Source organism: Pseudaminobacter soli (ex Li et al. 2025) (genome assembly GCF_029892515.1).
GTDB lineage: Bacteria > Pseudomonadota > Alphaproteobacteria > Rhizobiales > Rhizobiaceae > Pseudaminobacter > Pseudaminobacter soli_A.
This window is the reverse complement of sequence record NZ_JARXVF010000002.1, coordinates 239,594-265,865: the sequence shown is the minus strand read 5'-3', so window position 1 is coordinate 265,865 and position 26,272 is coordinate 239,594. Positions and strand designations below refer to the sequence as shown.

The 26,272-nt window shown below is 60.2% G+C and carries 23 protein-coding genes and 2 pseudogenes; 3 read left to right on the top strand and 22 right to left on the bottom strand.

Annotated elements, in window-relative coordinates; translation table 11 throughout:
- Window positions 1-392: 392 nt before the first annotated feature.
- From M2281_RS12010 to M2281_RS11955, 12 genes and pseudogenes are all read right to left on the bottom strand, one after another.
- Window positions 393-1,413 (bottom strand): annotated as a pseudogene (locus M2281_RS12010) (IS110 family transposase).
- Between the two features lie 376 nt (window positions 1,414-1,789).
- Window positions 1,790-2,524, bottom strand: coding sequence for an SDR family oxidoreductase (locus tag M2281_RS12005; RefSeq protein WP_280821394.1), 735 nt, complete (start codon window positions 2,522-2,524; stop codon window positions 1,790-1,792).
- 62 nt (window positions 2,525-2,586) lie between these two features.
- Window positions 2,587-3,357 carry a 2-keto-4-pentenoate hydratase gene (locus tag M2281_RS12000; protein ID WP_280821393.1) on the bottom strand — a complete coding sequence of 257 codons (771 nt, stop codon included), beginning with the start codon at window positions 3,355-3,357 and terminating at the stop codon, window positions 2,587-2,589.
- Window positions 3,358-3,412: 55 nt separating this feature from the next.
- Window positions 3,413-4,078 (bottom strand): RraA family protein, encoded by a 666-nt coding sequence (locus M2281_RS11995; RefSeq protein WP_280821392.1) that lies wholly within the window; start codon window positions 4,076-4,078, stop codon window positions 3,413-3,415.
- A 35-nt stretch (window positions 4,079-4,113) separates the two neighbouring features.
- On the bottom strand, window positions 4,114-5,307 hold the full coding sequence (locus M2281_RS11990; protein WP_280821391.1) for a PLP-dependent aminotransferase family protein: 1,194 nt from the start codon (window positions 5,305-5,307) through the stop codon (window positions 4,114-4,116).
- A gap of 138 nt (window positions 5,308-5,445) precedes the next feature.
- Window positions 5,446-6,645: an ABC transporter substrate-binding protein gene (locus M2281_RS11985; protein WP_280821390.1), complete on the bottom strand. Its 1,200-nt coding sequence runs from the start codon at window positions 6,643-6,645 to the stop codon at window positions 5,446-5,448.
- A 52-nt stretch (window positions 6,646-6,697) separates the two neighbouring features.
- Entirely contained in the window at window positions 6,698-7,696 is a 999-nt protein-coding gene (locus tag M2281_RS11980; protein ID WP_280821389.1) for a branched-chain amino acid ABC transporter permease, read from the bottom strand.
- Between the two features lie 12 nt (window positions 7,697-7,708).
- Window positions 7,709-8,581 (bottom strand): branched-chain amino acid ABC transporter permease, encoded by an 873-nt coding sequence (locus tag M2281_RS11975; RefSeq protein WP_280821388.1) that lies wholly within the window; start codon window positions 8,579-8,581, stop codon window positions 7,709-7,711.
- 20 nt (window positions 8,582-8,601) lie between these two features.
- Window positions 8,602-9,309, bottom strand: a complete 708-nt coding sequence (locus M2281_RS11970; protein WP_280821387.1) for an ABC transporter ATP-binding protein — start codon at window positions 9,307-9,309, stop codon at window positions 8,602-8,604.
- Window positions 9,306-10,052, bottom strand: coding sequence for an ABC transporter ATP-binding protein (locus tag M2281_RS11965; RefSeq protein ID WP_280821846.1), 747 nt, complete (start codon window positions 10,050-10,052; stop codon window positions 9,306-9,308). Before M2281_RS11965 ends, M2281_RS11970 begins: the two co-directional genes overlap by 4 nt.
- Before the next feature lie 366 nt (window positions 10,053-10,418).
- On the bottom strand, window positions 10,419-11,432 hold the full coding sequence (gene dmpG / locus M2281_RS11960) for a 4-hydroxy-2-oxovalerate aldolase (RefSeq protein ID WP_280821386.1): 1,014 nt from the start codon (window positions 11,430-11,432) through the stop codon (window positions 10,419-10,421).
- A gap of 3 nt (window positions 11,433-11,435) precedes the next feature.
- The gene (locus M2281_RS11955; RefSeq protein WP_280821385.1) at window positions 11,436-12,368 is read right to left on the bottom strand and encodes an acetaldehyde dehydrogenase (acetylating); all 933 of its coding nucleotides are present in this window, start codon (window positions 12,366-12,368) and stop codon (window positions 11,436-11,438) included.
- 395 nt (window positions 12,369-12,763) lie between these two features.
- Here M2281_RS11955 and M2281_RS11950 point away from each other — a divergent pair, with 395 nt between their 5' ends.
- Complete coding sequence (locus M2281_RS11950; protein ID WP_280821384.1) at window positions 12,764-13,561, top strand: AraC family transcriptional regulator; 798 nt, start codon at window positions 12,764-12,766, stop codon at window positions 13,559-13,561.
- A 96-nt stretch (window positions 13,562-13,657) separates the two neighbouring features.
- Here M2281_RS11950 and M2281_RS11945 read toward each other — a convergent pair.
- The 8 genes and pseudogenes from M2281_RS11945 to bla all read right to left on the bottom strand — a co-directional run.
- Window positions 13,658-13,778 (bottom strand): annotated as a pseudogene (locus M2281_RS11945) (transposase); the annotation flags it as partial.
- Window positions 13,779-14,413: 635 nt separating this feature from the next.
- The gene (locus M2281_RS11940; protein WP_280821383.1) at window positions 14,414-15,340 is read right to left on the bottom strand and encodes a nucleoside hydrolase; all 927 of its coding nucleotides are present in this window, start codon (window positions 15,338-15,340) and stop codon (window positions 14,414-14,416) included.
- A complete protein-coding gene (locus M2281_RS11935; RefSeq protein WP_425537729.1) occupies window positions 15,341-16,315 on the bottom strand; it encodes an ABC transporter permease in 975 nt (324 codons plus the stop codon).
- A 3-nt stretch (window positions 16,316-16,318) separates the two neighbouring features.
- Complete coding sequence (locus M2281_RS11930; RefSeq protein WP_280821381.1) at window positions 16,319-17,422, bottom strand: ABC transporter permease; 1,104 nt, start codon at window positions 17,420-17,422, stop codon at window positions 16,319-16,321.
- Window positions 17,423-18,964 (bottom strand): ABC transporter ATP-binding protein, encoded by a 1,542-nt coding sequence (locus M2281_RS11925; protein ID WP_280821380.1) that lies wholly within the window; start codon window positions 18,962-18,964, stop codon window positions 17,423-17,425. It abuts the gene before it with no gap.
- Between the two features lie 67 nt (window positions 18,965-19,031).
- A complete protein-coding gene (locus tag M2281_RS11920; RefSeq protein ID WP_280821379.1) occupies window positions 19,032-20,021 on the bottom strand; it encodes a BMP family lipoprotein in 990 nt (329 codons plus the stop codon).
- 332 nt (window positions 20,022-20,353) lie between these two features.
- Entirely contained in the window at window positions 20,354-21,349 is a 996-nt protein-coding gene (locus M2281_RS11915; protein ID WP_280821378.1) for a LacI family DNA-binding transcriptional regulator, read from the bottom strand.
- A gap of 426 nt (window positions 21,350-21,775) precedes the next feature.
- Entirely contained in the window at window positions 21,776-22,642 is an 867-nt protein-coding gene (bla, locus tag M2281_RS11910) for a class A beta-lactamase (protein ID WP_280821845.1), read from the bottom strand.
- Between the two features lie 878 nt (window positions 22,643-23,520).
- Between bla and M2281_RS11905 the strand changes: the two genes are divergently transcribed.
- Complete coding sequence (locus M2281_RS11905) at window positions 23,521-23,769, top strand: hypothetical protein (RefSeq protein ID WP_280821377.1); 249 nt, start codon at window positions 23,521-23,523, stop codon at window positions 23,767-23,769.
- Between the two features lie 202 nt (window positions 23,770-23,971).
- Here M2281_RS11905 and M2281_RS11900 read toward each other — a convergent pair whose 3' ends face one another.
- Entirely contained in the window at window positions 23,972-24,550 is a 579-nt protein-coding gene (locus M2281_RS11900) for a L,D-transpeptidase (protein WP_280821376.1), read from the bottom strand.
- 232 nt (window positions 24,551-24,782) lie between these two features.
- Entirely contained in the window at window positions 24,783-24,983 is a 201-nt protein-coding gene (locus M2281_RS11895; RefSeq protein WP_280821844.1) for a cupredoxin domain-containing protein, read from the bottom strand.
- Between the two features lie 324 nt (window positions 24,984-25,307).
- On the opposite strand from M2281_RS11895, the gene M2281_RS11890 reads away from it, so the two are divergent.
- Window positions 25,308-25,649, top strand: coding sequence for a hypothetical protein (locus tag M2281_RS11890; RefSeq protein ID WP_280821375.1), 342 nt, complete (start codon window positions 25,308-25,310; stop codon window positions 25,647-25,649).
- Window positions 25,650-26,272: the final 623 nt, after the last annotated feature.

The following is a 26,272-nucleotide window of genomic DNA, read 5'->3' as shown; positions in this document are numbered from 1 at the left end:
TTTTAGCCCGGACCATCGCGCCGCCGCGCCGTGACCTGCAGCGTGCTCACCGACGATGTCTGCTTTTGGCTAACGGCAAAAGTCAACCCTACGGCCGACATGGGGCGCGTTTCGGACTGGCAACTTTGGGCCGTGTATGGACGGCTCTCCGTTGGCAAGGGGTTCTTTGAGCACTGCCGTTGCTGGTTGGTGCGGCCATGTATCCGACCTGTAGGTGCGGCCTTTCATGTGCCGCTGGCCATAATGCCATTCGCGCGTCTCAGATCCCGATCGTAAGCTCGCACTCGAGGTGCACGGCCCCAGTGGGTTCTCCTGATCCGGCGGTATCAACCGGCTTGGTGCATTAGCTCCTGTCCGCCCTTTCCAACCTCGTCGGCGATCGCTCGCCTTGCCTATGCGATGACCGGCTCCTTGTAGCGCTCGCCGCTGGTCATCAATGCCCAGACCATCCGGGCGGTCTTGTTGGCCAGCGCAACCGCGGCAACCTTGGTTGTTCGCCGCGCCATCAACTGCACCAGCCATGGCCGCCTGGTCCCGTTGCGTTCAGCATAGCGGATGACCGCCATCGCCCCGACCACGAGCATCTGGCGCAGATAGCGATTGCCGGCCTTGGAGATGCTGCCGAGCTTCTGCTTGCCCCCGCTCGAGTTCTGCTTCGGCACGAGCCCGATCCAGGCCGATAGACAGCGCCCCGACTTGAACGCATGTGCATCGGCGACCGTGGCCACGAATGCACTCGCCAGCAGCGGGCCAACGCCTGGGATCTCCATCAACCTGCGCCCAAGCTCGGTCTCACGCGCACTCGTCCGAACCCGGCGATCGTTCTCGAGGATCTGTTCCTTCACGACCCGGAGCTGCGCCTCGAGCATGCGCAGGCATAGCCGTGCATCAGCGGGGATCCTCGTGTCGCTCTCGTCGTTGATAACCACGAGCAGTTGCTCGATCCCATTGCGCCCGATCGGCGCCACGACCCCGAACTCGGACAGGTGTGCCCGCAACGCGTTCGATATCTGTGTCCGCTGGCGGTTGAGCATCAACCGGACCCGGTGAAGCATCATCACACTTTGCTGTTCGGGCGACTTCACCGGCACGAAGCGCATGGTCGGTCGTGTCACCGCCTCGCAGATCGCCTCTGCGTCTGCAGCATCATTCTTCTGCCGCTTCAGATAAGGCTTCACATACTGTGCCGGCAGCAGCCGCACATCATGGCCACGTGCAGTCAGCTCTCTCGCCCAATAATGCGACGAGCTGCAGGCTTCGATTCCGACCAGGCATCGCGGCAGGCTCTAAGAATGCCAGCACGCGCCCACGGGTCAGCTTCCTGCGAACGACAACCTCGCCCGCCGCATCCACGCCGTGGACTTGAAACACTGACTTCGCAATATCCAGACCAATCGTCGGAACGTTGCCCATCATAGATCTCCTCCAGCTCTGGCCCCACGATCATACGCAGGGAAGGAGGTGAGCCGTCCACCGCATCACTAGCAGACAGTCCGCCTTCGGGATGATTGGGCTACAAAGCCGACCTTTGCACCCGGTGTAGTGCCGACCGCATGGAGCTAACGCGGACTTGGGTAGCCTCCAGTCTCTGGCACGTCAACAACTCTCCCAACGAGCAAAGGGCGGCCAAGTTGCGAAAATCGTCCCGCTTGACATCTCGACTGTGGAACGTGCTGGTAACGGCCAGGATAGAGTCTGAAAAGTTCGTGGAGCAGCCCTGGACGGGCGCGCGGGGTCATGTCCTTCCCGCGCGAGCCGGGCCGCAGATCAAGCTTTGGCCATTCTCAATTCAAATCGACCACAAGGCACCGCCGTCGCAGGCAATCGCTTGCCCGGTGATGTAGCTTGCCCTGTCAGACGCCAGAAACGTTGCGAGTGCAGCAAACTCTTCCGGCTCGCCGATGCGCCCCATGGGGATCATCCCGGCGACCTTCTGGAGGTCGAGCTTCGCCTCCGCAAGTCGCTCCGTCATGGTGTAGCCCGGCATAAGAGCATTAACGGTAATGCCATTGGCGGCAAATTCGCGGCTCAGGGTCTTCGTCAATCCGTGCAGGCCGGCGCGTAAGGCGTTCGAGATGGTAAAATTGTTGATCGGTTCCTTGGCGGCGATCGACGTCACCAGCAGGATACGACCCCAGTTGCGTTCGCGCATGCCGGGTATCGCCGCCCCAATCGCATTGGTCGCGCTCATGAACAGCCCCTCGAAGGCACCGCGCCAGTCCTCGGAGGAGATGCTTTCGAACGGCATCGTCGCCGGTCCGCCCGTGTTGACCACAAGGATATCGACCGAGCCGAGTGACGCGGCCGCCTGCTCGACCAAGCGCCGTCCTGCTCCGGGCTGTCGCAAATCGCCGACCAGGGCAGTTGCCCCAAGCCTCTCCGCGGCCCCTTTGAGCCGAGCTTCATCCCTCGCGCAAATGGCGATTTTCACGCCTTCGGCGGCCAGTTCCCTGGCTACGGCAAAGCCTAGCCCTTTCGACGCGCCCATGACGAGGGCTGACCTACCGCTCAATCCGAAGTCCATGAATAGCCTCTTACTTCAGTGCACCATTGAAGTCTGTCGAAAGACAGACAGCCCTGCCGGGATCAGGCCCCGCTGACCTTGACGCTGCCAATCCCGGAAACGTCGAAGCGATAGTTGAAAGGTCCAGCCGGGAAGCGTGTGGTCACGATGCTGCCCGTCATGACGACATCGCCCTTGCGCAAGATCTGGCCGGAGGCCGCGAGATGGTTAGCGAGCCAAGCCAACGGCACGAATGGGTGCCCGAGCGCATCCGCGCCACGGCCGCGCGCAATTTCGACGCCTTCGTGATAGGCGATGCCCTCGGCTTCTTCCATACAGGCCGGCGGCGGCACGAACGGTCCGACCACGATCCCGGCATTCCAGGAATTATCCGCCACCAACGTCTCACAGTGGAGAACGCTGTAGTCGGCATGGCGGTCATCCACCAGTTCGATTGCTGCGGCAACGGCATCGACCGCAGCTCCCGCACTTTCGGGTGTGAACGGAACACCGTTCGGCACCAGGTCATGACCGAGCCGGACGCAGATTTCGAATTCAAGCCCGAGGTGGTGATAATCTGCCAGTGACAGGTGGACGTCGGAACCGAAGACACGATTTGTGAAGACGGATCCCCTGATGGGCTGGTCGATGCCGCACATCTCCTGCATGCGCTTTGAAGTCAGGCCGATCTTGTAGCCCGCTGTGCCGTTCTCGCCGATGATCGCGGCGACATAGGCATCCTGCACCCGATAGGCGTCGGCCAGGTCATTGATTCCGTCCAGCCTGTGGAATTTGGTGCCGTCGTTATGTTCGGCAACCAGCTTCTTGGCGATCTCGCCGATAGCCTGTGTCAAATCCTCATCCTCCGATTTCGACAAAATCGCTTTCAAGCACGCAACAAGACAGCCTCTAGATGGCGTCCGGGACACTGAACACATCGAGCAAAGTCCTGCCCTCCGCCAGTTCCGCCGCCCATTGTTCTTCGAGGCGAACGCGTTCTAGAGCCAGGGCGAGAAGGGCTTCGGCTTCTTCCGCTGGAACTATAGCAAGACCATCATTGTCACCCAGAACGACATCGCCGGGCTTCACCGGAATGCCGCCGAAAACGATCGGTCCGTTCACGAAGCCGCGCTCCTTCGACAAGGGTCCGCGCGCAGTGGTGCCAAGACAATACACGGGAAAATCGGGCCAGCTTGCGATCGTGTCGATGTCGCGAACTGCGCCGTTGACGATTAGGCCGGCAATCTTCTTTCGGCGAGCGGCACCGCACAGCAGTTCGCCGACATACGCCGTGTCAATGCTGCCGCCAGCGTCGATGACCACGATGTCGCCTTCCCCGGCAATGTCGATCGCATGCAGCGACGGTCCAAAGTCGGTACGTTCGCACCAGGCGGTGACAGCCTGACCGAGCATCCGCGTGCCGAGTTGGAACGGGCGAAGCGGCCTTATCCGGCTATCCGTCAGCAGCCGGCCGCCAGTCACGTCCGACAAAATCGTCACGGGGACCGAGGCCCAGCCTCGTAGAACGTCATGCGCCATGCTGTTCGGACGTGTGCTGTGGATTCTTGTAGGCATCGGTTCGTTCCTTGATTGCAGGCTGCCGGCAAAGGTCAGGCGTTGCGCCTTGCGGTCAGCAGCTTGCCGAGCGCGGTGATCCCCTGGACGATGACTTCGTCCGTTTGAGTGGAATAGCTGACGCGCGCGTGATTGACCTCCTGCTGGAGTGGGAAAAACGTCGCGCCGGGGACGTAAGCAACTTTCGCCTCCGGCAACGCGTGGTCAGCCATGAAGCGAGCGGTGTCAAAGCCTTCCGGAAAGGTCAGCCAGGTGAAAAGGCCGCCGCTCGGTTCGGTGAATGCAACGTCCTGTGGGAAGGTGCGCCTGATGGTGTCGAGCATCAGGTCCTTCTTGTGGCGATAAATCTGGCGGATAGACGCGATGTGCGCATCGATGTCGTATTTTTCCAGGAACAGGGATACCGCCGCCATGTTCAGCGTGCTGCACTGGGTATCGGCGGCAAGCTTCAGCAGGCCAAGCTGCTGGGTGAGTTCCTCGGAGGCGACGGCCCAGCCCAACCGCAAGCCGGGCGCGAGAATCTTGGAGAAACTGCCGAGATAGATGACACGGCCTTCGGTGTCGAAGCTCTTGATGGGCGGGATCGGCTCGCCCTGATAGCGGATTTCGCGATAGGGTGTGTCTTCCAAGACGACGAGATCGAACCTGTTCGCCAGTTCGACCAGTTTCTTGCGGCGATCCAGGCTTAGCGTCACGCCGGTTGGGTTCTGAAAGTCGGGCACGGTATAGATAAGCTTGGCCCCTGGGTTGCGCTCAAGCGTCCGCTCGAGGTCGTCCATGTCCATGCCGTCATCATCCATGCGCACGGCGGCATAGCGGGGTTCGCAGGGGTTGAAAGCGATGAGTGCGCCCAGGAAGGTCGGATTTTCCGTGACGATGACGTCGCCCTTGTCGACCAGCATTTTTGCCACAAGATCCAGCCCCTGCTGGCCGCCCTGCAGGATCAGCACGTTGTCAGCCCCGCAGGTGATGCCGTCGCGCGTCATTCGCGTAGCGATCTGCTCGCGCAGCTTCGGGCTGCCGTTGGAGACGGTGTATTGCAGCGTCTCCCGCCCATTGCCAGCGATCGAAGCGCGGAAGACTGCCTCCAACTGTTCGAGCGGGAACAAGGAAGCGTCGGGGTAGCCCCCGCCAAAGGACATGATGCTTGGATCAGCGCCGAGCCGCAAAAGCTCGCGGATGGCGGATGGCTTCACTTGGGACATGCGTTTGGCAAGCCGGATGTTCATCGTCACACTCTCACTTCATCGGCAAGGGCCGGCAGCAATGTTTCCACGGGCGCGCACCTGCTTCTCGTCCGATCGCGGTCGCGTTTAGGGCTGGATAGTGTCGGCGCGGCGGGTTCGAACCCGCCGCGCTGGCATGGTTCATTTCATTTCGGTTTCGACCGCCCAGTCGTCGCCTGCGACCTTGAACAGGGCGTAGCTGCCTGGGACGTCGCCATTGGCGTCGAAGTTGAGTTCACCGGAAGCGCCCTTGTAGTCGATCGCCTTACCGGCAGCGATCAGTTCCTTGGCCTTCTTCCATTCGCCGGGAAGAATGGGCTCGCCCTCGCCGTTCGAGACGGCGCGCAGCGATTCCGACAATTTGGACTTGTCGCCGCCAGCCTTCTCAATGGCCAGCGCCAGCAGAAACACGGCATCGTAAGAAGGACCGACGTAGCTGGCGTTGATGTCGCCGCCAGCTTCGGCAAATACCTTGTTGAAGATATCGAGAGCCTCGGACTTCGTGCTCACCGGCGCGGAGGCCATGAAGGTCGTAAGATTGTCAGCGCCGATCGCCTTGATCGGAGCGGATGTTTTCATGCCCTCGGCACCAACGAACTTCTCGAAGAAGCCGTTCTCGATCGCCTCGCGCAGGACGGTCAGGCCGGACGTATCGCCATAGTCAAGCAAGACCAGTGTGTCGGCACCGCCCTGGGCCAACCCTGCAAGGTCGGCGCGGTAGGACGACTTGTTTTCCTCATGCGCCTCATAGCCGGCGATTTCGCCGCCCTTGGCCTCGTATTCCTTCTTGAACGCTTCGGCGATGCCCTTGCCGTAGTCGTTGTTGATGAAGGAAACGGCTACTTTCTTGGTGCCGCGGTCCAGCAGCGTCCGCGCCAGCGCCTGGCCCTGATATTCGTCCGACGGAATCGTCCGGAACACCAAGTCGTTGTCCTTGAGTGTCGTGATCTCGGGCGACGTCGCGGACTGCGAGATCAGGATGACACCGGCCGGGATCGTCGCCGAATTGGCAGCCGCCATCAGCGCTCCCGAGCACAAGGGCCCGACCACGCCGATGACCTGCGAGACGTTGACGAGCTTGGTGGCCGCGTCAGCGGCGACCTGCGGGCTGCACCCGTCGTCGGCCATGATGCCGACCAGCTTTTCACCCTGCAGGACGCCGCCCTGTTCGTTTATCTGATCCACTGCGAACTGGAGCGACTTGGTTATTGCCGGCGCCATCGCAGCGGCGCCGCCGGTAATCCCGTTCAGCAGGCCGATATTGACGTCGGCAAGCGCCGGCGTCGCCAGGGCACTCGCCCCCAGCAACAGCGAGGCCAGTCCAAGGTGCTTCGTTTTCATTCCATCCTCCATCGTTGTCAGGTCGGCGAGCCATTCGCCTTGCTGGGTAAACTCAATTGATGATGTTCCCGGTGGCCTGTGTGGCGGAAGCTTGTTCCCCCACCGGCCGCTCCTCCCGGGGTTCCTTGCGCAACTTCTCCGGCAAGATCCCTTCGGGCCGGAAGCGAAGCACGAGTTGCAGCAGCAGCCCGATCAGGAACATGCGGCCGTATTTGGCTTTCAAGGCGTATTCCGACGGCAACTGATCGGTCACGATCTCGGATGTGGACCAAATGACCCAGACGATAATCGCCCCGAGCAGCACGCCACGGTTGTTTCCCGACCCGCCCAGAATGACCATGATCCAGACCAGGAATGTGATGAGCATCGGGTCGATGGCGTCCGGAGTGATGGTGCGGGCGAGATGGACATACAGCGCGCCCGCCAGGCCCATCAGCGCCGAACCCAGGATGAAGGCTTCGAGGCGGCGGTAAGGCACGTCCTTGCCCATGGCCTGAGCCGCGCTTTCGTTATCGCGGATAGCACGCATCATCCGGCCCCAGGGCGAGACGGCCTGTCGCTGGACAAGCACATAAGCGACGAGCAGGATCAGTGCGGTGATGCCCAGATAGACCAGTTGCGCCTTGGCGTAAGGCAGGTCGCCGAAAGGTCGAGGGACGGCGCTGATCCCGCGCGCGGAATTGGTCAACCACTCCTCGGAGCGCGCAACGAGACGAATGCCTTCGGCCACGCCGATGGTGACGATCGCCAGATAGTCGGACCGGAAGCGCAGGCATATCTTGCCGATCGGCCACGCTAGCAGACCGGCCAGTAGCATCGCGCCGACGAGCCCAACGGGAAATGGCAGGTCAAAGCCGCCGAGGCGGCCTTCGGCCCATGGCGACGTCAGGATCGCCGAGGTATAGGCGCCGATCGCGAAGAACCCCGCGACACCGGCATTGAAAAGGCCCGCATAGCCCCATTGAATATTCAGCCCGATGGCGAGGCAGCCGTAAATGCAGATGAAGATCGCCAGATAGACCGGGTAGTTGAGGACGGTGATCCATTCCATGAGACGTCCTCCCTAGAGTATCTTGCCGCGGAACAGACCGGTCGGGCGGAAGAGCAGCACGAGAAGGAGTATCCCGAAGGCGCTCATCACCTTGTATTCGCCGGGAATAACCAGGACGGAGAGTTCTTCCGCGATCCCGACGATCAACCCTCCGACAATCGCGCCTTCGATCCTCCCGACGCCACCCAGGATGGCGGCGGCAAAGGTCGGCAACAGGATGTTCCAGCCCATCAGCGACTTGAGCTCGGTATTCAGGCCGAGGAAAAAGCCAGAAGCCGCACACAGACCGCCCGCGATGATCCATGTGAGCGCGATGACCTTTCCATTGTCGACGCCGGAAAACAAAGCGAGTTCCGGGTTGTCGGACATGGCGCGCATTGCTTTGCCCCATTTGTTCCTGGTCAGGAACAGATGCAACGCGACGACCAGGGCAATGGCCACTAGAAGCGTCACGATTTCATGGCTCTTGACCCGGATCCCGAACCAGTTTTCCGGCCGGGTGATGCCCCGCGTGTAGCTGGTCGTATTCACACCCCAAACAACCTGGACGAAGGAGCGCAACATCAAAGCGACACCAAAGGATGCAATCGTGGTGATGATTTTGGGCATGGCGCGCAAATGCGCATAAAACAGCCGGTCTATGGCAACTGCAAAGGCGCCGGTGGCCAGCACCGCCAGGGGCAGCGCTGCATAAGGTGACAAACCAAGCACCGTGGTGAAGGCCAGTGCGATGAAGGCGCCGAAGGTGGCGAGGTCGCCATGGGCGAAGTGGCCGTAGCGCATGATGGCGAAGACAAGGGTAATGCCTATCGCGCCCAGCGCGTAGATGGAGCCCTGGACGACGCCGGGAAGCAGAAAGAAGTTGATGAAACTTTGTATGTCCATTGCGATTGCCGCCTATCCGCCTATCCGCCTAGGAACATTTCGGCGATATGACGGTCCGCCAAGAGCTCGGAGGCCGGACCTTCATGTCGGTTACGGCCGGCTGCGAGCACATAGCCGCGGTCGGCAAAAGCCAAAGCCTGCTTTGCATGCTGTTCAACGAGAAGGATCGCCACGCCGCTATCGCGGACATCGCGGCTAATCTGGAAGATCTGCTCCATGTATTTTGGCGAAAGGCCTGCGGTGGGCTCGTCCAGCAGTAGAACCTGCGGATCCAGCATCAATGCACGCCCCATGGCGACCATCTGGCGCTGTCCGCCCGACAGGCTGCCGGCTGTCGCTTTCCGCTTCGTCCTGAGATCGGGGAAAAGGTTGTAGACGCGATCAAGCGCGGCGCTGTAGTCGCCTTTGCGAAGAAAGGCCCCCATCTCGAAATTCTCATGGACGGTCATTTCGCTGAAGATATTCTTCACTTGCGGGACGTAGCAGATGCCGGCCTTGACGATACGATTTGGAACCCAGCCGGTAATGTCGGTTTCGCCGATAGCAATAGATCCCGCGCGGATATCGAGCAGGCCGAAGATCGACTTCATGGCCGTGGACTTGCCCGCTCCGTTCGGTCCGACGATGGCCACGATCTCACCCTTGGCGACCTCGATGCAAAGATCAAAAATGATGTCCGCGTCTCCATACCCGCCACGCAGATTCTTCATGGTCAGCAGGGCAGTCATGCGGTGGCTCCCTGCCTCTCTCCCAGATACGCCTCGAGAACACGCGGGTCGGAACGCACCGTCTGGAAACTCCCCTCGATAAGCACCTTGCCCTCGGCCATGCAGATGACCGGCTCGCACAACCGCTCAATCATTTCCATGTCATGCTCGATAAGAATGAAGGTGTAGCCGCGCTCCCGGTTGAGATACTCGATCTTCTCTTCCAGCTTCCTGAGCAGGGTGCGGTTGACGCCGGCAGCCGGCTCGTCGAGCAGGACCAGTTCCGCATCTGTCATGATGGTCCGCCCCAGTTCGAGGAGCTTCTTCTGGCCGCCCGATAGCTGGCCCGCGCGCTGGTGTGCAACATGGGTCAGCTCCAAAAACTCCAGCGCCTCCCATGCCCTCCGCGAGGTCTCGGCCTCGGCTTTCCTCACCCTCGCAGGGCTGACCCAGTTGCTTAGGAGCGACTCCCCCGGCTGTGCCGGAGCCACCACCATCAGATTTTCGATGACGGAGAGATGATGGAATTCGTGAGGTATCTGAAAGGTGCGCACGGCCCCCTTGTGAAACCGCCGATCGGGAGCGAGCGCAGTGATGTCCTCACCGCGATATACGATCCGGCCACTGCTAGGACGCAGGGCCCCGGCGATCATGTTGAAAACCGTGGTCTTGCCGGCGCCATTAGGTCCGACAAGGCCGGTTATGGAACCCTTCGCAACGGAAAATGAACAGGCGTCAACGGCCCGAAAAGAGCCGAAGTCCATCGTCAGATTCTCACAGGACAGAATCGGAAATGCGTTCGTCACAGTGCTTTGCGGGCTCCGCCAAATCGAGCACGCCTGGCGAATGGACGACAAATCGCACCGGCAGAAACCCGTCTCCAGCCTCCAGGCCGGCTCAACGGCGAACCGCCCCCGATAAGGTAGTTTGCTCTCTCTGCGTGCCGCGTCATCATGGTTTTATGTTTTCCCCCACATACCGGCGGTGGACGTCTGCCCCCTTGCCGCCGATTTGCAAAAGGCACCATAAACTTTCTGTCCGCGGATTTTTTCTTTCAAAAGGTCGGAAATTTCACAGGCAGGCCACTGCGTACACGCCTCGCCGCCCTTAACCCCTTCCCGATGTCGGCATTAGGCATTGCCCCGCTCGACCAGATCGAGCGCCACATCCACGATCATGTCTTCCTGCCCGCCGATCAAACGGCGCCGACCGATCTCGATCAGGATCGCACGCGGGTCGAGATCAAATTGCTCGGCAGCTTTCTCTGCGTGACGCAGAAAGCTGGAATAGACGCTGCCATAGCCGAGTGTGAGCGTCTCACGATCCACGCGAACCGGGCGATCCTGGATCGGACGCACGAGGTCGTCAGCCGCATCCTGAAGCTTGAACAGGTCGCAACCGTGTTCCCATCCATAGAGGTTGGCCACCGCCACGAAAGCCTCGATCGGACAGTTGCCGGCGCCAGCGCCCATGCCCGCGAGCGAAGCATCGACCCTGGTTGCGCCATTTTCCACCGCCGTGACCGAGTTCGCCACGGACAGGGAAAGATTTTCGTGGGCATGGATGGCACGCTGCGTACCGGTATCGAGCACGGCGTCGAAGGCCTGGAAGCGCTCGGCAATGGAGCGCATGGTCAAGCCGCCCGCCGAGTCCGCGACATAGATGCAGTCCGCTCCATAGCTTTCCATCAACCGCGCCTGTCCGGCCAACCCGTCGGGGGAATTGGCCGAAGACATCATCAGGAACCCCGAGACATCGAGCCCCATCTCCTTGGCTGCCGCGATATGCTGCTCGGAGACATCCGCCTCGGTGCTGTGCGTGGCAATGCGGATCGACTGTATGCCTGCGTCACGCGCCCGTTTCAGGTCGTCGATTGTGCCGATGCCGGGAAGCAGCACGGTGGTCAGCTTTGCGTGCTTGCAGACTTTCGCAGCCTCCCTGATATAGGCGATATCGGTATGGCGGCTGAACCCATAGGCAATGCTGGAGCCGTCCAGCCCGTCGCCATGACCGACCTCGATCCCATCGACGCCCGCGTCGTCAAGCGCGCTGGCTATTTCGCGGACATGGCCCAGATCGTACTGATGGCGGATTGCATGCATGCCGTCACGCAGCGTCACATCGAGGATGAACAGTCTCGGCATCGATCAATTCCAGTTGCGAAGTTCGGCGAGGCGCTCGGCAGTCCGCAGCGCTGCCGACGTCATGATATCGAGATTGCCGGCATAGGCCGGCAAATAGTGCGCGGCACCTTCCACCTCGAGGAAAACGGAGACTTTCAGGCCCGTGAACGGCGCATCTCTCTGCGGCATGCGCAGCGGGGCATCCGCGCCGATACGCTGGATCTGGACTTCCTGTTTCAACCGGTAGCCAGGAACATATTCCTGGACCGACCGGACCATGGTCTCGACGGACTCCCTTATCGCCCCTACATCGGCGGTGTCGCACAGGCAGAACACCGTATCTCGCATTATCAGCGGCGGCTCAGCCGGATTGAGAACGATGACCGCCTTTCCTCGAACCGCACCCCCGACGCTTTCCAATGCCCGCGAGGTCGTATGGGTGAACTCGTCGATGTTTGCCCGCGTTCCGGGTCCTGCCGACTTCGAAGCGATCGAAGCCACGATCTCGGCATAATGCACCGTCGCGACGCGGCTTACCGCCGCCACGACTGGGATCGTTGCCTGCCCGCCGCAGGTGACCATATTGACGTTTTGCGTATCGAGATGGCTGTCCAGGTTTACCGGCGGGACGACGTAGGGACCTATGGCAGCCGGGGTGAGGTCGATGACCTGTTTGCCATGCCGGCGCAATATCGCATCATGCTTCGAATGTGCGGCGGCAGAAGTCGCGTCGAATACAATACGAATGTCTTGAAATTCGGGCATGCGCACCAGGCCATCTATGCCGTCGTGGCTCGTTGCGACACCGACGCGCGCCGCGCGCGCCAAGCCGTCGGAACCGGAATCGACGCCTATGAGCGCCGCAACCTCCAAAGTCGTGGAGTTGCGCATGATCTTCATCATCAGGTCGGTCCCGATGTTGCCTGAGCCAATTATCGCTGACTTTATCTTTGGCATTCCGCTTCTTTCCTGGCGCACAGGCGTCGGACTCGTCCTCTTGCGTCAGGGCTGAGGCTCGATGTTCGACAATCCTCCCCAACCTAGCCCCATGGGCGTGGCCGTGCTTGCTCCATAGAGCCATTTTTGACAGTAAATCGCCAATTGAAGCGGAGCCGCGCCAAGGAGGGCCTATTGCCTAGTCACGGCGTTCCGCTTATCAACGCGCCGGCAAGTGTGCACAACCATTGTAGGCTCATTCTCGGTGGCAGGGCGGCCAGATGCAAAGGAATTCTCGGTCAGGTCCTCCAATGTCGAATAGCGCATGGAGCGACTATTCTGACTTTTATCAGGGGTCGGGTTACGGGAAGTTCCCTCAAGAGCATCGTCGCCCCTCGGGGCGACTAGCGTTCCGCATGATACTTGTCGAGCAAGGGCCGCACGATTTTAGCGATCCGGCATTTGACGAGACGGTTCTTGCCCTTCCCCTCGAGGTCCAGAATAATTGCAATTGGGGCTGGAAGATCGGCGAGTATCGTCATCGCCAGAAGGCGGAGGCCGGCCGAATGCTCGTCGTCCCGGCCGAGACCGAGAGCAGATGGGAGGTAGACGGCAGCCGCAAGATCCTGGTTCTCGCGGTTCCAAACGATACGATTCGTAACGTCCTCGGCGCCGCATGTCCGCGACAGATCGGAGCGGCATTCTGGAAGCTCTGCGAACATACATGGGCCGACCCCTTCATCGAAGTGCTGATGAATAGACTTTGGGAGACCACCGCCGGACATGAGGTTGCCCACGACCATTTGGCAGACGGATTGCTGACATCGATCCTTTCGCAATTGCTGCTCAAGGCCGGGACGGATCTTCAACCGAATACGGCGATAGCGCTACCGCAATGGCGGCTCAAGCGCGTCAAGGAATTCGTCGACAACAATCTCGGGAACGAGATCGGCCTGGAGCACCTGGCCGAAGCTGCGGGCCTCAGCCGAAGACATTTCGCCCGCAGCTTCTATCAGGAACTGGGCGAAACTCCGCATCGTTGGCTCATGCAGGAGCGCCTGGAAAAGGCAAAGGAATTGCTGACCGACACCAACGCCTCTATCTGCGAGATTGCCGAAAACTGCGGCTTTTCCAGCCAGAGTCACTTCACCACCGCGCTGAAGCAATCCGCCGGCATGACGCCGCATCGTTGGCGCCAACTTTTTCGGCGATGATGTGGCTTTGCGGGCCGCGGCCGGATCGTCACGCCTTGCCCTTCGGCGAAGGCCCTGACATGTTCGACGACATCAAGCCGGATACTTCTTGCGTCAGTTGTAGAACGTCGCGTCGCTAATCCCGGCCTTCCGGCAGACCTCCCCAATCGGCGTATCGTCACTGTGCCTGCTTCAGCACAAACACGATCTGCGCCTCCATGCACTTCGATGCTTTCATGGAACCTCCGCTTGCATCACCGGATAATACGTAGAAAATTCCAACCCGGATGACCCAGTTTGTAGTGAGCAGGTCGGATCAACCACGTCATCGAATTCCTGCTCCATAATGGGCGGCATCCAGTACAGCTCAAGTGCCACCCATATTTTCAGCGTCAACCATGACATCAAGCACTTGAAGGTCCGGGATGCGAACGCCGGAACCAACGTGACGTACGTGTTGAGCCGGCATTTCACACCGGGCTCAATTGACCGTGGAGGGGACCAATTCCTGAATTGGACAAACGGCTACTCGCGATGTCCGGTTTCAGGAAACGGTCGAGCCTGTCACTATGGCGGACATGGGCGCGAAGCTACCGTTCGCAATCGGAAGTCCGGACTCGCCTCCGGGTCAATTCGCGTCGTGGCGAGAGCATGGAGGGTTCAGTCAGCCCGAACTGGGAGCTCCCTTTCGATGGCGGCCAATTCTTCGCCCATACAGCCGCAAAAGCGACAATGGCCGCCATCTCTGGGTACGCTGGCATAATACTGGCAACGTCACCCTGACGGCCACTGCAGATTAGGCGGAAGCCATCTGATCTCGGATCAGCTTCCGCCCAAGCCATTTGGCAAAACGAAGTATTGCGAGAATGCAATCTACGCGGCTTCGAGCTCCACGCGAGCATAGCGTTCTTCGAGAAGAGCGAACAAGCGGTCGTGGTCGACGTCGGTCATGACCAGGCAATTCGGCGCGCGGCCGGCGAGTTCCCTCTGGGTTACGCTGACGACGCTCTGTCCGATGGCAAGGGACGAGTTGCAGTCGACCTCGACGAATCCATCAACGCCGGAGAATATCTCCGGTTCGATGAGATAGGCGATGACGCAGGGATCGTGCAGGCAGGGGTCGCCGGCGCCATAGGCGGTCAGCATATCGGCGATGGTGCTGCCGATCTTCCCGAGACGCTTCAACCGCTCCGTCCGCTCCTTCGTGATGATCGCCTTGTGGGTGACATCGAGGCCGAACATGACCATGGGAATGGCCGAGGCCATGACCGCTTGGGCGGCGTGCGGATCGAAATAGAAGTTGAACTCCGCCCGTTCCTTGATGTTGCCCGAGCAAAAAGCGGCGCCGCCCATGAAGACAATGCGCTTGATCAGCGGTGCGATGCCGGGATCGATCGCGAGCGCGACGGCGATATTGGTCATCGGGCCGAGCGTCGCAATGGTTACCTCGCCCGGTGCAGAGCGCACCTGATCAATGATGAATTGCACGGCGGAGCGTTCAGCCGGGGCGGACGATGGCTTCTGAAGGCCGATGTCGCCCAACCCGTCATCGCCATGCACCGTGACGCCCGCCCGGTCGGGGTAGAGCAGCGACCGGCCGCAGCCCTGGAAAACGCGAATATCCGTCCGGTTGGCCAGCTCGCAAATACGCCGCGCATTGGCCTCCGTTTTCTCGATGGGGATGTTGCCGGCAACCGCGGTGATGCCGAGTATTTCGACTTCGCGAGACCCGAGCGCGAGCAGGATCGCCGCGGCATCGTCAACACCTGGATCACAATCGATGATAATACGTTCAGTCATTCAACGCTCTTTCGTATAAGGTATGCCACCGGCTTTGGGCGGAATGGCGCGGCCCATGAATCCGGCCAGCAGAACCACTGTGAGGACATAGGGGAGAGACTGGACGATCTGCGTGGAGAGTTCCGGGCCCAATCCGAAGTCGATTGCCTGAAAGCGGATGGAAAGGGCTTCCAGAAAGCCAAAAAGAAGGCACGCGAACAAGACGGGAATCGGACGCCATTTGGCGAAGATCAGTGCTGCCAGCGCCATGTACCCCTTGCCCGCGGACATCTCCCGGACAAAGCCGGCTGATTGTGCCACCGAGAGATAGGCACCAGCGATGCCGCACAATATCGCGCCGCAGAGCAGAGCCCGATAACGAAGCCAGTCGACGGAGATACCGGCTGTGTCGACCGCAGCGGGATTTTCGCCGACGGCGCGCAGACGCAGCCCGAACCGCGTGTGATGGAACACCCACCACGTGATCGGCACGGCGGCGAAGGCAACGTAGACGAGAATATTGTAGCCGGAAATCAGATCGGCATAGACCGCGCCGATAACGGGAACCGAGCGCATCTCCTCGGCGAAGGGAAGAACCACAGTCGGGAAACGCGCCTCGGGCTGAAGTTGAGGCGTTCTGCCGCCCATCGCGAACCAGCCCACCGCCAGAAGAACTGTCAGACCTGACGAAATGAAGTTGACCGCAACCCCGGAGATGATCTGGTTGCCCCGGTGCGTCACGGAGGCAAAACCATGGATGAGACTGAGGAGCACGGCGACAAGGACCGCGAAGAACAACCCGATCCAGGCCGAATCGAACTGATAAGCGGCTGCGGCAGCCGCGAAGGCGGCAAAGAGCATCTTGCCTTCCAGGCCGATGTCCCACACTCCCGAGCGTTCCGAGAATAGGCCGGCGAGCCCGCACAATATGAGCGGCACCGACAGACGAAGGGTCGAGCTCAGTAGGAGGATGACGGTGGACATGAACTCTTGCATCACTCAGGCCTCAGGCTTCTTGGGGCGAAAGAGATCGAACAGGGAGTAGACCGAGCTTCGGAACATAAGGCTCAGCGCGCCTGCGAAGAGAATGACCAGCCCCTGGATGAGTATGATCAGCTCGCGCGTAATGTTCGGCATCCAGAAGGATATTTCCGCGCCACCCTGGTAGAGGACGCCAAACAGGACCGATGCCACTGCTATCCCCACCGGATGGCCGCGGCCCATGAGGGCGACGGCGACCCCAACCAGCCCGATCCCGGCCGGAAAATCGAGCTGCAGCTTGCCGAGGTCGCCCATCAGGATGTTGACCCCCGCCAGACCCGCCAGCGCGCCAGAAATCAGCATGCAGACGATGGTGATCTTGACGTAGCTGATCCCCGCGTTCCGAGCAGCGGCCGGATTTGCGCCCGTTGCCCTGATCTCGAAACCGAGCTTGGTCTTCCAGATGAGGACCCAGACGAAGACCGCCGCAGCGATGGCTAGGAACAGGCTGACGTTCAGCGGTGCGGTGCCGATGTTCACCGGCAGAATTTCGCCGAGCTTCGGCACGAGGCCACCGCTGTCAAAGAGGCGTGTCTGCGGCGCCATGCTGCCGGGTTCTTTGATCAGGTTGACCAGCACGTAGATCATGATCGAGGAAGCGATGAAATTGAACATGATCGTCGTGATGACGAGGTGGCTACCGCGCTTTGCCTGAAGGTAGGCCGGAATGAAGGCCCATGCGGCTCCGAACAACATGCCTGCGGCAGCCGCGGGCACGATCGTCACGTACCAGGGAACGATCCGATCGAGCGACAGGCAGACGAATGCGATGCCAAGACCGCCGAGATAGGCCTGCCCTTCGGCACCGATCGTGAAAAGTCCCGCATGCGATGCCACCGCCACCGCGAGCCCCGTGAACATGAAACTGGTGGCGAAGTAGAGCGTAAAGCCGATCCCCTCCCCCGACCCCAGCGAACCACTGACGAGATAACCAACTGCCTCCAGCGGATTCTGCCCCACGAAAAGCACGACCAGCCCGGAAATCAGCAGGGCGACGGCGACATTCATGAGCGGCAGGGCGGCGAACTCGACGACCTGCTTGATATTGAGAAAGCTGGCCATCTAACCTCTTCCCTGATCTTCTTGCGTAACGCCGGCCATAAGCAACCCCAGCTCGCGCTCCGATGCGTCCGGGCTTGTCTCCCCGACGATCGCGCCATCGAACATGACAAGTATGCGGTCCGATAGCGCCCTGATCTCGTCGAGTTCCACCGACACTAGAAGGATTGCCTTGTTCTGGTCGCGCAGCTCGATCAGCCTGCGGTGGATAAACTCGATCGCGCCGATATCGACGCCGCGCGTGGGCTGGCCGACCAGCAACATCGCCGGATCATGTTCGATCTCGCGCGCCAACACGATCTTCTGCTGGTTGCCGCCCGAAAAGAGCGAAGTGCGCAGGTCGGCATTGGGCGGGCGGATGTCATACTCGGAAATGTATTGCTGCGCGTACTGCTGGAGCTGTGATCGCTTCAGCATGGGGCTTGTCCCGAATTCAGCACGGCGATGATAACCGAGACTCGCATTCTCCCTGAGCGGGAACGACAGGATGAGGCCAATGGCGTGCCGGTCCTCGGGGACGTGCGCGATCCCCGCGTCCCTGCGCTTGAATGGATCGGGCGCGATCTCCTTGCCGTCCAGAAGAACCGTGCCGGCTTCCGGCACACAGTTTCCCGCCAGCGCGTCGAGTAGCTCGGTCTGACCATTGCCGGCAACCCCGGCGATGCCGACGATTTCCCCGGCGCGGACACTGAAGGACACGTCCTTGACCATGCGCACGCCGCGCTGATCACGGACATTCAGCCCCTTTACGTCGAAGACGATCTCTCCCGGCCTGGACGGCGACTTGTCGACGCGCAACAGAACACGGCGGCCGACCATCAATTCTGCAAGGCTTTCCTTCGTCATCGACGCAGTCGGGGCGGTGGCGATCAGTTCGCCGCGCCGCATGACCGAAACCGTATCCGTCGCATCCATGATCTCGCGCAGCTTGTGCGTGATGAGGACGACGCTCTTGCCCTCGTCGCGAAGGCGCCGGAGGATGCGGAACAGGTGGTCCGCCTCGCTCGGCGTCAGCACGCCTGTCGGCTCGTCGAGGATGAGGATCCGCGCCTGCCGGTAGAGCGCCTTGAGGATCTCCACACGCTGCTGGACGCCGACCGGCAGATCCTCCGTGATCGCCTCGAGGTCGACCTGCAGCTCGTATTCCTTCGCGAGGCGCTGCAGTTCCAGACGCGCCTTGCGCCGGCTGGACGGCAGGAAGGCACCCTCTTCCGCGCCGAGGACGATGTTTTCCAGAACCGTGAAGTTCTCGACCAGCTTGAAATGCTGATGCACCATGCCAATGCCATGCGCGATGGCGGCACGGCTGTCGGGAATGCCGACCTCCTTGCCGTCGATGCGGATCTTGCCGGAGTCCGCCTGATAGAAGCCGTAGAGAATGGACATCAGGGTCGATTTTCCGGCGCCGTTCTCGCCCACGATACCGTGAATGCTGCCGGCCTCGACCGCGAAGTTGACATCCTTGTTCGCAACCACGGAGCCGAAGCTCTTGTTGACGCCGACAAGCTCCAGCACGTGCTGCGCGGCGCTGATTTCCGCTTTCATGACCCCTCCAGACAACGCTCCGACCGGGCAAACCGGGCGAGCGCTCAAGCGCTCGCCCAACCACCCCTTAGAGGGGGCACTTGTCGTCCGTCATGTAGTCGTGAACCATGAGTGTGCCGGCGGCGATGCCTTCCTTCGCCTTCGTGGCCGCCGCCTCAACCTCCGGCGTGATCAGGTTGCGGTTGTGCTCGTCCAGCGCCCAGTCGACGCCATTTTCAGCCAGACCCAGCGACTGCACGCCGCCGGTGAAATGGCCTTCCTTGGCGTCCTTGAGGGCGTTGTAGACTGCAACATCGACGCGCTTGACCATGGAGGTCAGCATGACGCCCGGGTGCATGTAATTCTGGTTGGAATCGACGCCGATCGCGAACTTTCCAGCGTCCGCAACCTTCTGCAGGACGCCGATGCCTGTGCCGCCGGCCGCGGCAAAGATCACATCCGCACCCTGCCCCATCTGGGACGCAGCGATCTCGCCGCCCTTCACCGGATCGTTGAAGGCGGCATTCGTCGTGCCCGTCATGTTGCGAATGATGTTCGTCGAACCGCCAGCAGCAGCGCCCTGTGCAAAACCGCAACCGAACTTACGGATGATCGGGATATCCATGCCGCCGATGAAGCCTACGGCCTTCGTCTTCGAGGTGAGCGCCGCAATCAGGCCGACCACATAGGAGCCCTGCTCTTCCTTGAAAGTGACAGACCGGACGTTGGGCAGATCGACCACGTCGTCGAGCATCACGAAATCGATATTCGGGAACTCCTTGGCAACCTTGGCCAACTGGTCTTTGTAGCCGAAATTCGTCACGATGACGGGGCTGAAGCCGCGGCTGGCGAAGTTGCGGATGCCCTGCTCCGCCTGGGAATCCGCCTGCGCTTCGAAATCACGATAGCCGGATCCGGTGTCTGCCTTGAACTTTTCCGCGCCCGTATAGGCCATCTCGTTGAACGACTTGTCGAACTTGCCGCTCGTGCCGTAGACGATCGCCGGATTGAAGTCGGCCGCCGCCGCGCCGGCCGTCATTGCCGCCAATGCAACCGTCACCATTAGATGTTTCAACATTGTCATTCCCCTCCCTGGATGCCGGGGCATCCTGCGCCGGCGAGATCGATCCATAATGTCTATACAAATGCCAACCGGGATTCCCGCTGTCAATCGGAATCCGGTCGTTCTCGCGTTAGTTAAACGTGTACCTTAACGCAGTTAAACGTGTACTTTGATCGCATTTGATCCGTCAAGTCCTCCAATAGAGAATGCTAAATGACGTTGTCTGACGACGAAAAGCGGCGCGATTTCACGCGAACCGAGCGGGACAAAATGAACGCTTGGAGAGGGCCTGGAATGAGCTCAGGAACAGTGCCAAGACATCAGAGCAGCGCCGCCTTCGCGCACGGCTAGGTCGTGGTGCGGCTGACAACCGTGGGTATGATCGTGATGGCCGCGCCCTTCCGATCGGCATCTTCGAGAAAATCGATCAGGGCATTCGTCGCGACGCGCCCCGTATGGGCAATGCGCCTGTCCACGGTGGAGAGCGGATGCTCGAGCAACGGCGACAGATAGATGTTGTCGAATCCGATCACGGCACAGTCGTCAGGCACGCGCCTGCCGCGCTCCCGCAGAGCCACCATCGCGCCGATCGCCAGCATGTCGTTCATGCAGCAGATCGCCGAGAACTGCGTGCGGTCGAGCAGATCCAATGTCGCCTGATGGCCAAACCTATGCTGGAACTCCTTGCACCGTATCAGTTCAGGGTCAAAGGGAATGCCCGACTGGCCCAGCGCATCTTTGTAGCCCGCCAGACGAATCTGCGTGTTCGACCGATGGGGGTCACCACTCAAAAATGCGATGCGGGTGTGGCCCTTCTCGATCAGGTGCCGAGTCGCCTGGAAGGTTCCGCTTCGGTAATCCGTGTCGACCGTCGCGACGAGTTGCTTCGTCGGCCCGATCTCCCTGTCCATGCAAACCACGGGGATGCGTAAGGCATCGAGAAGCTCAGTGTCCGGAATTACGTCGCTCGCAGCCAGCAATATCCCATCCACGCGATGCCCCCCAAAGGAGGTCAGGTGAGCCGTCTCGATCTCCGGCACTCCCTCCGAATTGCAGACGAGCGTCGTATAGCCCCGCAGACGGGCCGCATCGTCGCAGGCCCTCACCAGCTCGGTGAAATAGGGGTTCAGAATATCGGGAACGATGATGCCGATGACGAGCGACTTCCGAGTCACGAGCGAGCGCGCAAGCGAGTTCGGCGTGTAGTTCAGCTCACGGGCAAGCGACAGAACCTTCTGGCGAGTCTCGTCCCCGATAACCGAATCCTTTCGGTTCAGAACCTTCGACACTGTTGCAGTCGACACCCCGGCTCGCCTAGCAATATCCTTGATCGTAACTGCCACGAGCTCTCACCGCTGCATGCTGTTGCATCCGTAATCTGCACATCTAATCGTCCCGTCTAGCTTGCCATCAGCTCAAATGTCCAGTCGCATGAGGTGGATCGCCCTGTTCATCAAGGGTAACCCTAAGTTCTGGGTTGTTGAAGCCGTCGGCGCCGCACTCGGCCTCCACGATCCAATCAGCCATGCTGTTTTACCAGAGGGGCCGCCTCTGGTACCCGGTCATCTCCAGAACTCCGCTGTCGTAGAGAAGGAACTGGGATCGAGGTTTTCCCTTCTGGCATGGGGGTCCGGGGCCTCAGGTCCCAGCGTTCCCCGGTTCCAAGGCGAGCCCCTACCGCCGGAGCCGAGCAGGGCGGCCAGCGCGACGGCCAAAGCTGAGCCGCGTGCGCTGGTTGTTCATCAATGCCCCAGCCTGGTCAGACCCGATTACTGGGCCTTGATCGTCTCGACCATGGCGGCGCCGATCTTAGCAATGGCATCATTGCGTGTCTTCAAATCCGCCTCGTTGCCGGTGAGGTAGATTGCCGCTAGCCAAGGGTCACCATACGGCGGGCGGATGACCGCGACGATCGAACGGGAACCACGTTCGCCAGCGCCGGTCTTGTCGCCAATGGTCCAGCCTTCGGGAAGGCTGGCGCGGATCAACTCGTCGGCTACCTGATCAGCTATCATCCATTTTTCAAGTTGCGCGCGTGAGGCAGGGGTCAGCAGATCACTGAACAGGAGCCTTTCCATTGTGGCCAGCATGGCACGTGGCGAGGTGGTATCTCGTTGATCGCCTGGCAAGGCTTGGTTCAACTCGGGCTCCCAACGATCCAGGCGGGTTACTGCATCACCGGTTCGACGGAGGAAGTCAGTGAGCCCCTCTGGGCCACCGATGCTGTCCAGCAGAAGGTTACCCGCGGTATTGTCACTGAGCGTAATCGTTGCGTCGCAAAGATCGCCTACCGTCATACCTCGTCCGGCATGCTTTTCGGTGACGGGTGAATAGGTGACCAAGGCCTCGGGTCCGTACAGGATAGTGCGGCTGAGATCTTCCTCTCCCGCATCCACTTTTGCGAGAACCGCTCCACAAACCAGGGCCTTAAACGTACTAGCTAGGGGAAAGCGTTCATCCGGGCGATGTTCCGCCGCGGGCGCCGCGCCCTGTTGCTGCAACACGATGCCTACGCGGCCACCCAGCTTAGCCTCCACCTGGGCCACGGTTTCGGTAACGGTTTCTGCCCAGGCAGGGAAGATCAGATTGGCAACCAGCAAATATGTCGCCAGCGGAAGAGAAGTGGATAGTCGCATGTTTACCTCAGTGATGGATTTACCTGCTTTGGCGGCCTGACCAGCGTGGGAACGAGCCACGGCCGATCCAGTCGGACGCCAACTCTGGGGAGCGTGGCAGAAGGTCAGCATGACGATCTCCGGACAACCCTCTTAACGTCACCGTGGTGTTGGTATCGCGCAGAGGCTGGCCGCCGCAAATGATGAAAAATCTGGGCTGGCCAGAGAAATTTTCAGTCATTTTCACGAAGGTGACGTAGCCCGGCGATGATGAACCGAGGCGACTGCCTCGTTGAACCAGGGGGAGCTCCGGCGTGCTGGCGGTATTGGCCCCGGTCACGCCGGTTCCGCCCATTGCCAGCACCTTCATGCGGCCCACCATGAGTCCGAACGTAGGGCTATAGCATGAACGTAGTTGTCATCTTCACCCGGCGCGGCGCACCGGTAGGGCTCTGGAGCTTTCTGTCCAATTCTCGGTGCGGAGGCGGCGAGCATGTCCGCTTTCGGTGGAAGATTCCGACTGTCCGAATGACCGAGGTGGGCGCAAGGCCGACACGCCCGGCGCCGCACGAAAATCAATTTTTACGCCGGCGAAATGCAGGACAGGCTTTCCGGGAGACCATCTCTGGCTTCGAATCCTTTCCTCGAATCCTGGACATCCGTTCGGATCGTGCACCCGGATCTATCGTTGCGGTCATGGGGCGCTCCTTGCCAGCACGAAAAATAGGAACGTGACACGAACCGAGCAGGCAACAGAAAGGCCGCCTCAGTTGCTGGCTTCTGCGTCACAACGGGCTCCGTTATTCTCTGGACGCGCGGCATATATGACGGCATTGTACTTAACTGGCGTCGCAGCCACTCGGGGGAAAACAACAACAACAAAACCCCGGAGGAAATGCGTGTCTTCAAGTCATCATTACTTATCCTCGTCAGACATAGAAAAGATCAAACGTGTTCTCATTGGCGCACGTCTGTCCGACGGCATCGACGAAGCCGCGCGCTTTCTAATCCGCCAATATCAAGAGGGCGTGACGGAGGAGACCGCCCTGGCCGAGGCACTCACCCGCTATGTCGGGCAGCGCAGTGACTGGCGGCTCATGCAAGACGGTAAGTCGGACAAGCGCCCGCCGGGCGTATCCGAGAAATAATCGCACTGCACCCGGCACAGCAAGTGAACAGGAGCGGCCAGAGGCTCGGCGGTTTCGTGGAAGGAGCGCTCACCGAGCCTGGCACGCAGATAAAGAAACAAGCGACGCCCCGTGACCGAAGCGTGTCTTCATTCAGACGCACAACAATCGTTGGCTTGGAAGACGCTCCTCCCCTCGACTGCTGGGTGCCCGGTTCCTTCATCTAAAGGACAATAACCGGCGTCCCAATATTTACGCGGCTATAGAGGTCCTCGACATGCTCGTTGAGCATGCGAATGCAGCCGTTGGAAACCGCATGGCCGATGGTCCATGGCTCGTTGGTGCCATGGATGCGATAGAGCGTGTCGCGCCCTCCGTGATAGAGATACAGCGCGCGCGCGCCAAGGGGGTTGCGCGGGCCACCCTCAAGGCCTTTGGCGTATTTGCGATATTTGTGCGGACTGCGTCGGATCATGTCCTTGGTTGGTTTCCAGCGCGGCCATTCTTCCTTGCGGCCGATAACGGCGTGGCCGGACCAAGCCAAACCAGCCTTGCCCACGCCAACGCCGTAGCGCCGGGCTACACCTGGCTGCTCAACCAGGTACAGAAATCGATTACGAGGATCGACCACCACCGTGCCGGGCGCATAGTAACGGGGGAACGCGACGACCTGCGGGGCATATTTGGGGTTAAGAACGAAGTGTTTCTTGTGCCTGACCGTCCTGTGCCCAGCGGCAAGGGTCGCTTGGGGCACTACAAACACGGCGAACAGCCCCAGCATGAAGGAACGGCGACTGAACATGAACCGCACTCTTCGCGTGCCGAATACACGCCCGAAATGCTAACACCTACGCGGAAGTTTATGCCGCTTTTCGGGCGCGTCTATAGGAAAGAGCTCGTGATGTGCCTCTCGTCAGCGGCCCGAACGTTAACGCGGTTTTCTGGTCGATCTGACTTTGGGTCAGCCAGTCTGAAGCAGTAGACTCCCTGCCCCGAGACCGAGGCAGGCTGGGTGATCGTGCGGCAGAGCTTGGCTATGGGGCCGTTACGGTAATGTGACCCGTCATATTCGGGTGAAAGCGGCAGTGGTAATTAAACTCCCCCGCCTTCGTCATGACCGCGCTGGCGCTCTTGTGCGGACGGACGGTAACATCCCAGCCGCCCTTGGTCGTTGCCGAATGAGCAACGGCGTCCATATTGACCCATTTCACCGTATCGCCGACCTCGGCATGGATGCCTGCTGGAACGGCGGCCTTTGTGATCCACTATCGGGTCAGGTGAAAAGAAAAAGGGTCCGCCCTGGGACCAAGGCGGGCAGAATTTCCGTTGGCGAAGATGGTCCGTCTCTCCCAGACCATGAATTTAGTCTAGCGCCGACTAACTTGCCGATCAGGTCAGGGAAAACGGCGCGGCACATCTCGGGCGATACCGAACATCAGGTAGGGGAAAGCGGCAGAAGAGATTGGATAAAATACGGCAATAGACCCGCATGTTAACGAACACAACTGTTAGAAGATACGCTTATTGTTAGAAATGGTACTCATGACTTAAGATGGGCGATGATCGACCGCATACATAACTTCATTTTTGAGCTCTTCAGAGCCGCGAATGATGTCGGCACACTCACGAGCCGAGAGCGCGTCAAGCTGCTGCAACGGGCATCGGTGACGATCCGTGTTCTACGAGACGAGATCAAATATTCGGAAAGCCCGGTGGACGCTAGCGGAGGCCCTGAGGACATAGTCTACTACCTCAACGAGGCGGCGAATCTGGTCGACCAATTCTCCGACGCGGAAATGGAAGAGACGATCGTAGAGGCGATTGGCGTCATCCAGGCAGCGCAAATTCTGCTTGAGGAAAAGTGGAAGATCGAGGAGGCCAATAGGGCGGCCGGCGGATGACACGCGAGGGTTTTTCATTGCACGCCCACAGCACCGCCCGACTTGGCATCGACCGATGATCTGGCACGAGCAATGAACCCGACGATGTCCATACGCTTGATTGTGCTGGTCATCCTCATCGCGGCCTTAGCAATTGGCTCGGCCCTGCTCATCAGGCGCAACAGCGACATGGTTGACGATATATCGCCATGCGAGCAATGGTTGAATCCTCGCTGTTACCAGTGACCATCGCAGTCGTGGCGATCACCTTATCGGCATCAAATGGCTGCCGAGCCCCCTGGGACGAGGATGGGGACGAACATGGCAGACCTCATAGCGTGCTGAAGTTTGGAATAACCTGACCCTACTCCGCCAGCCGCCAAAACTCGCGTTGTCGCCAGCTTTCGGGAGATCCCATTGGTTGTTTGGGTACTCATCGAGAAGTTCAGCCAAACGCGCCCCAAGGGAAAGAAGCCCAAGGAGAAGACGGCGCACTTAAACGCAAAAGGAAGCCCGCCTCGGGTGAGACGACGGGCGTCTGATAGCTGCGCTCAAGGATCTCTAACCCGGAGCCAATCGTCAGTTTTGTCCATGGCGCCTCCTTGCGGTGATTGAAGGTTGGAGAACTGGGGTTAGATTCTGGC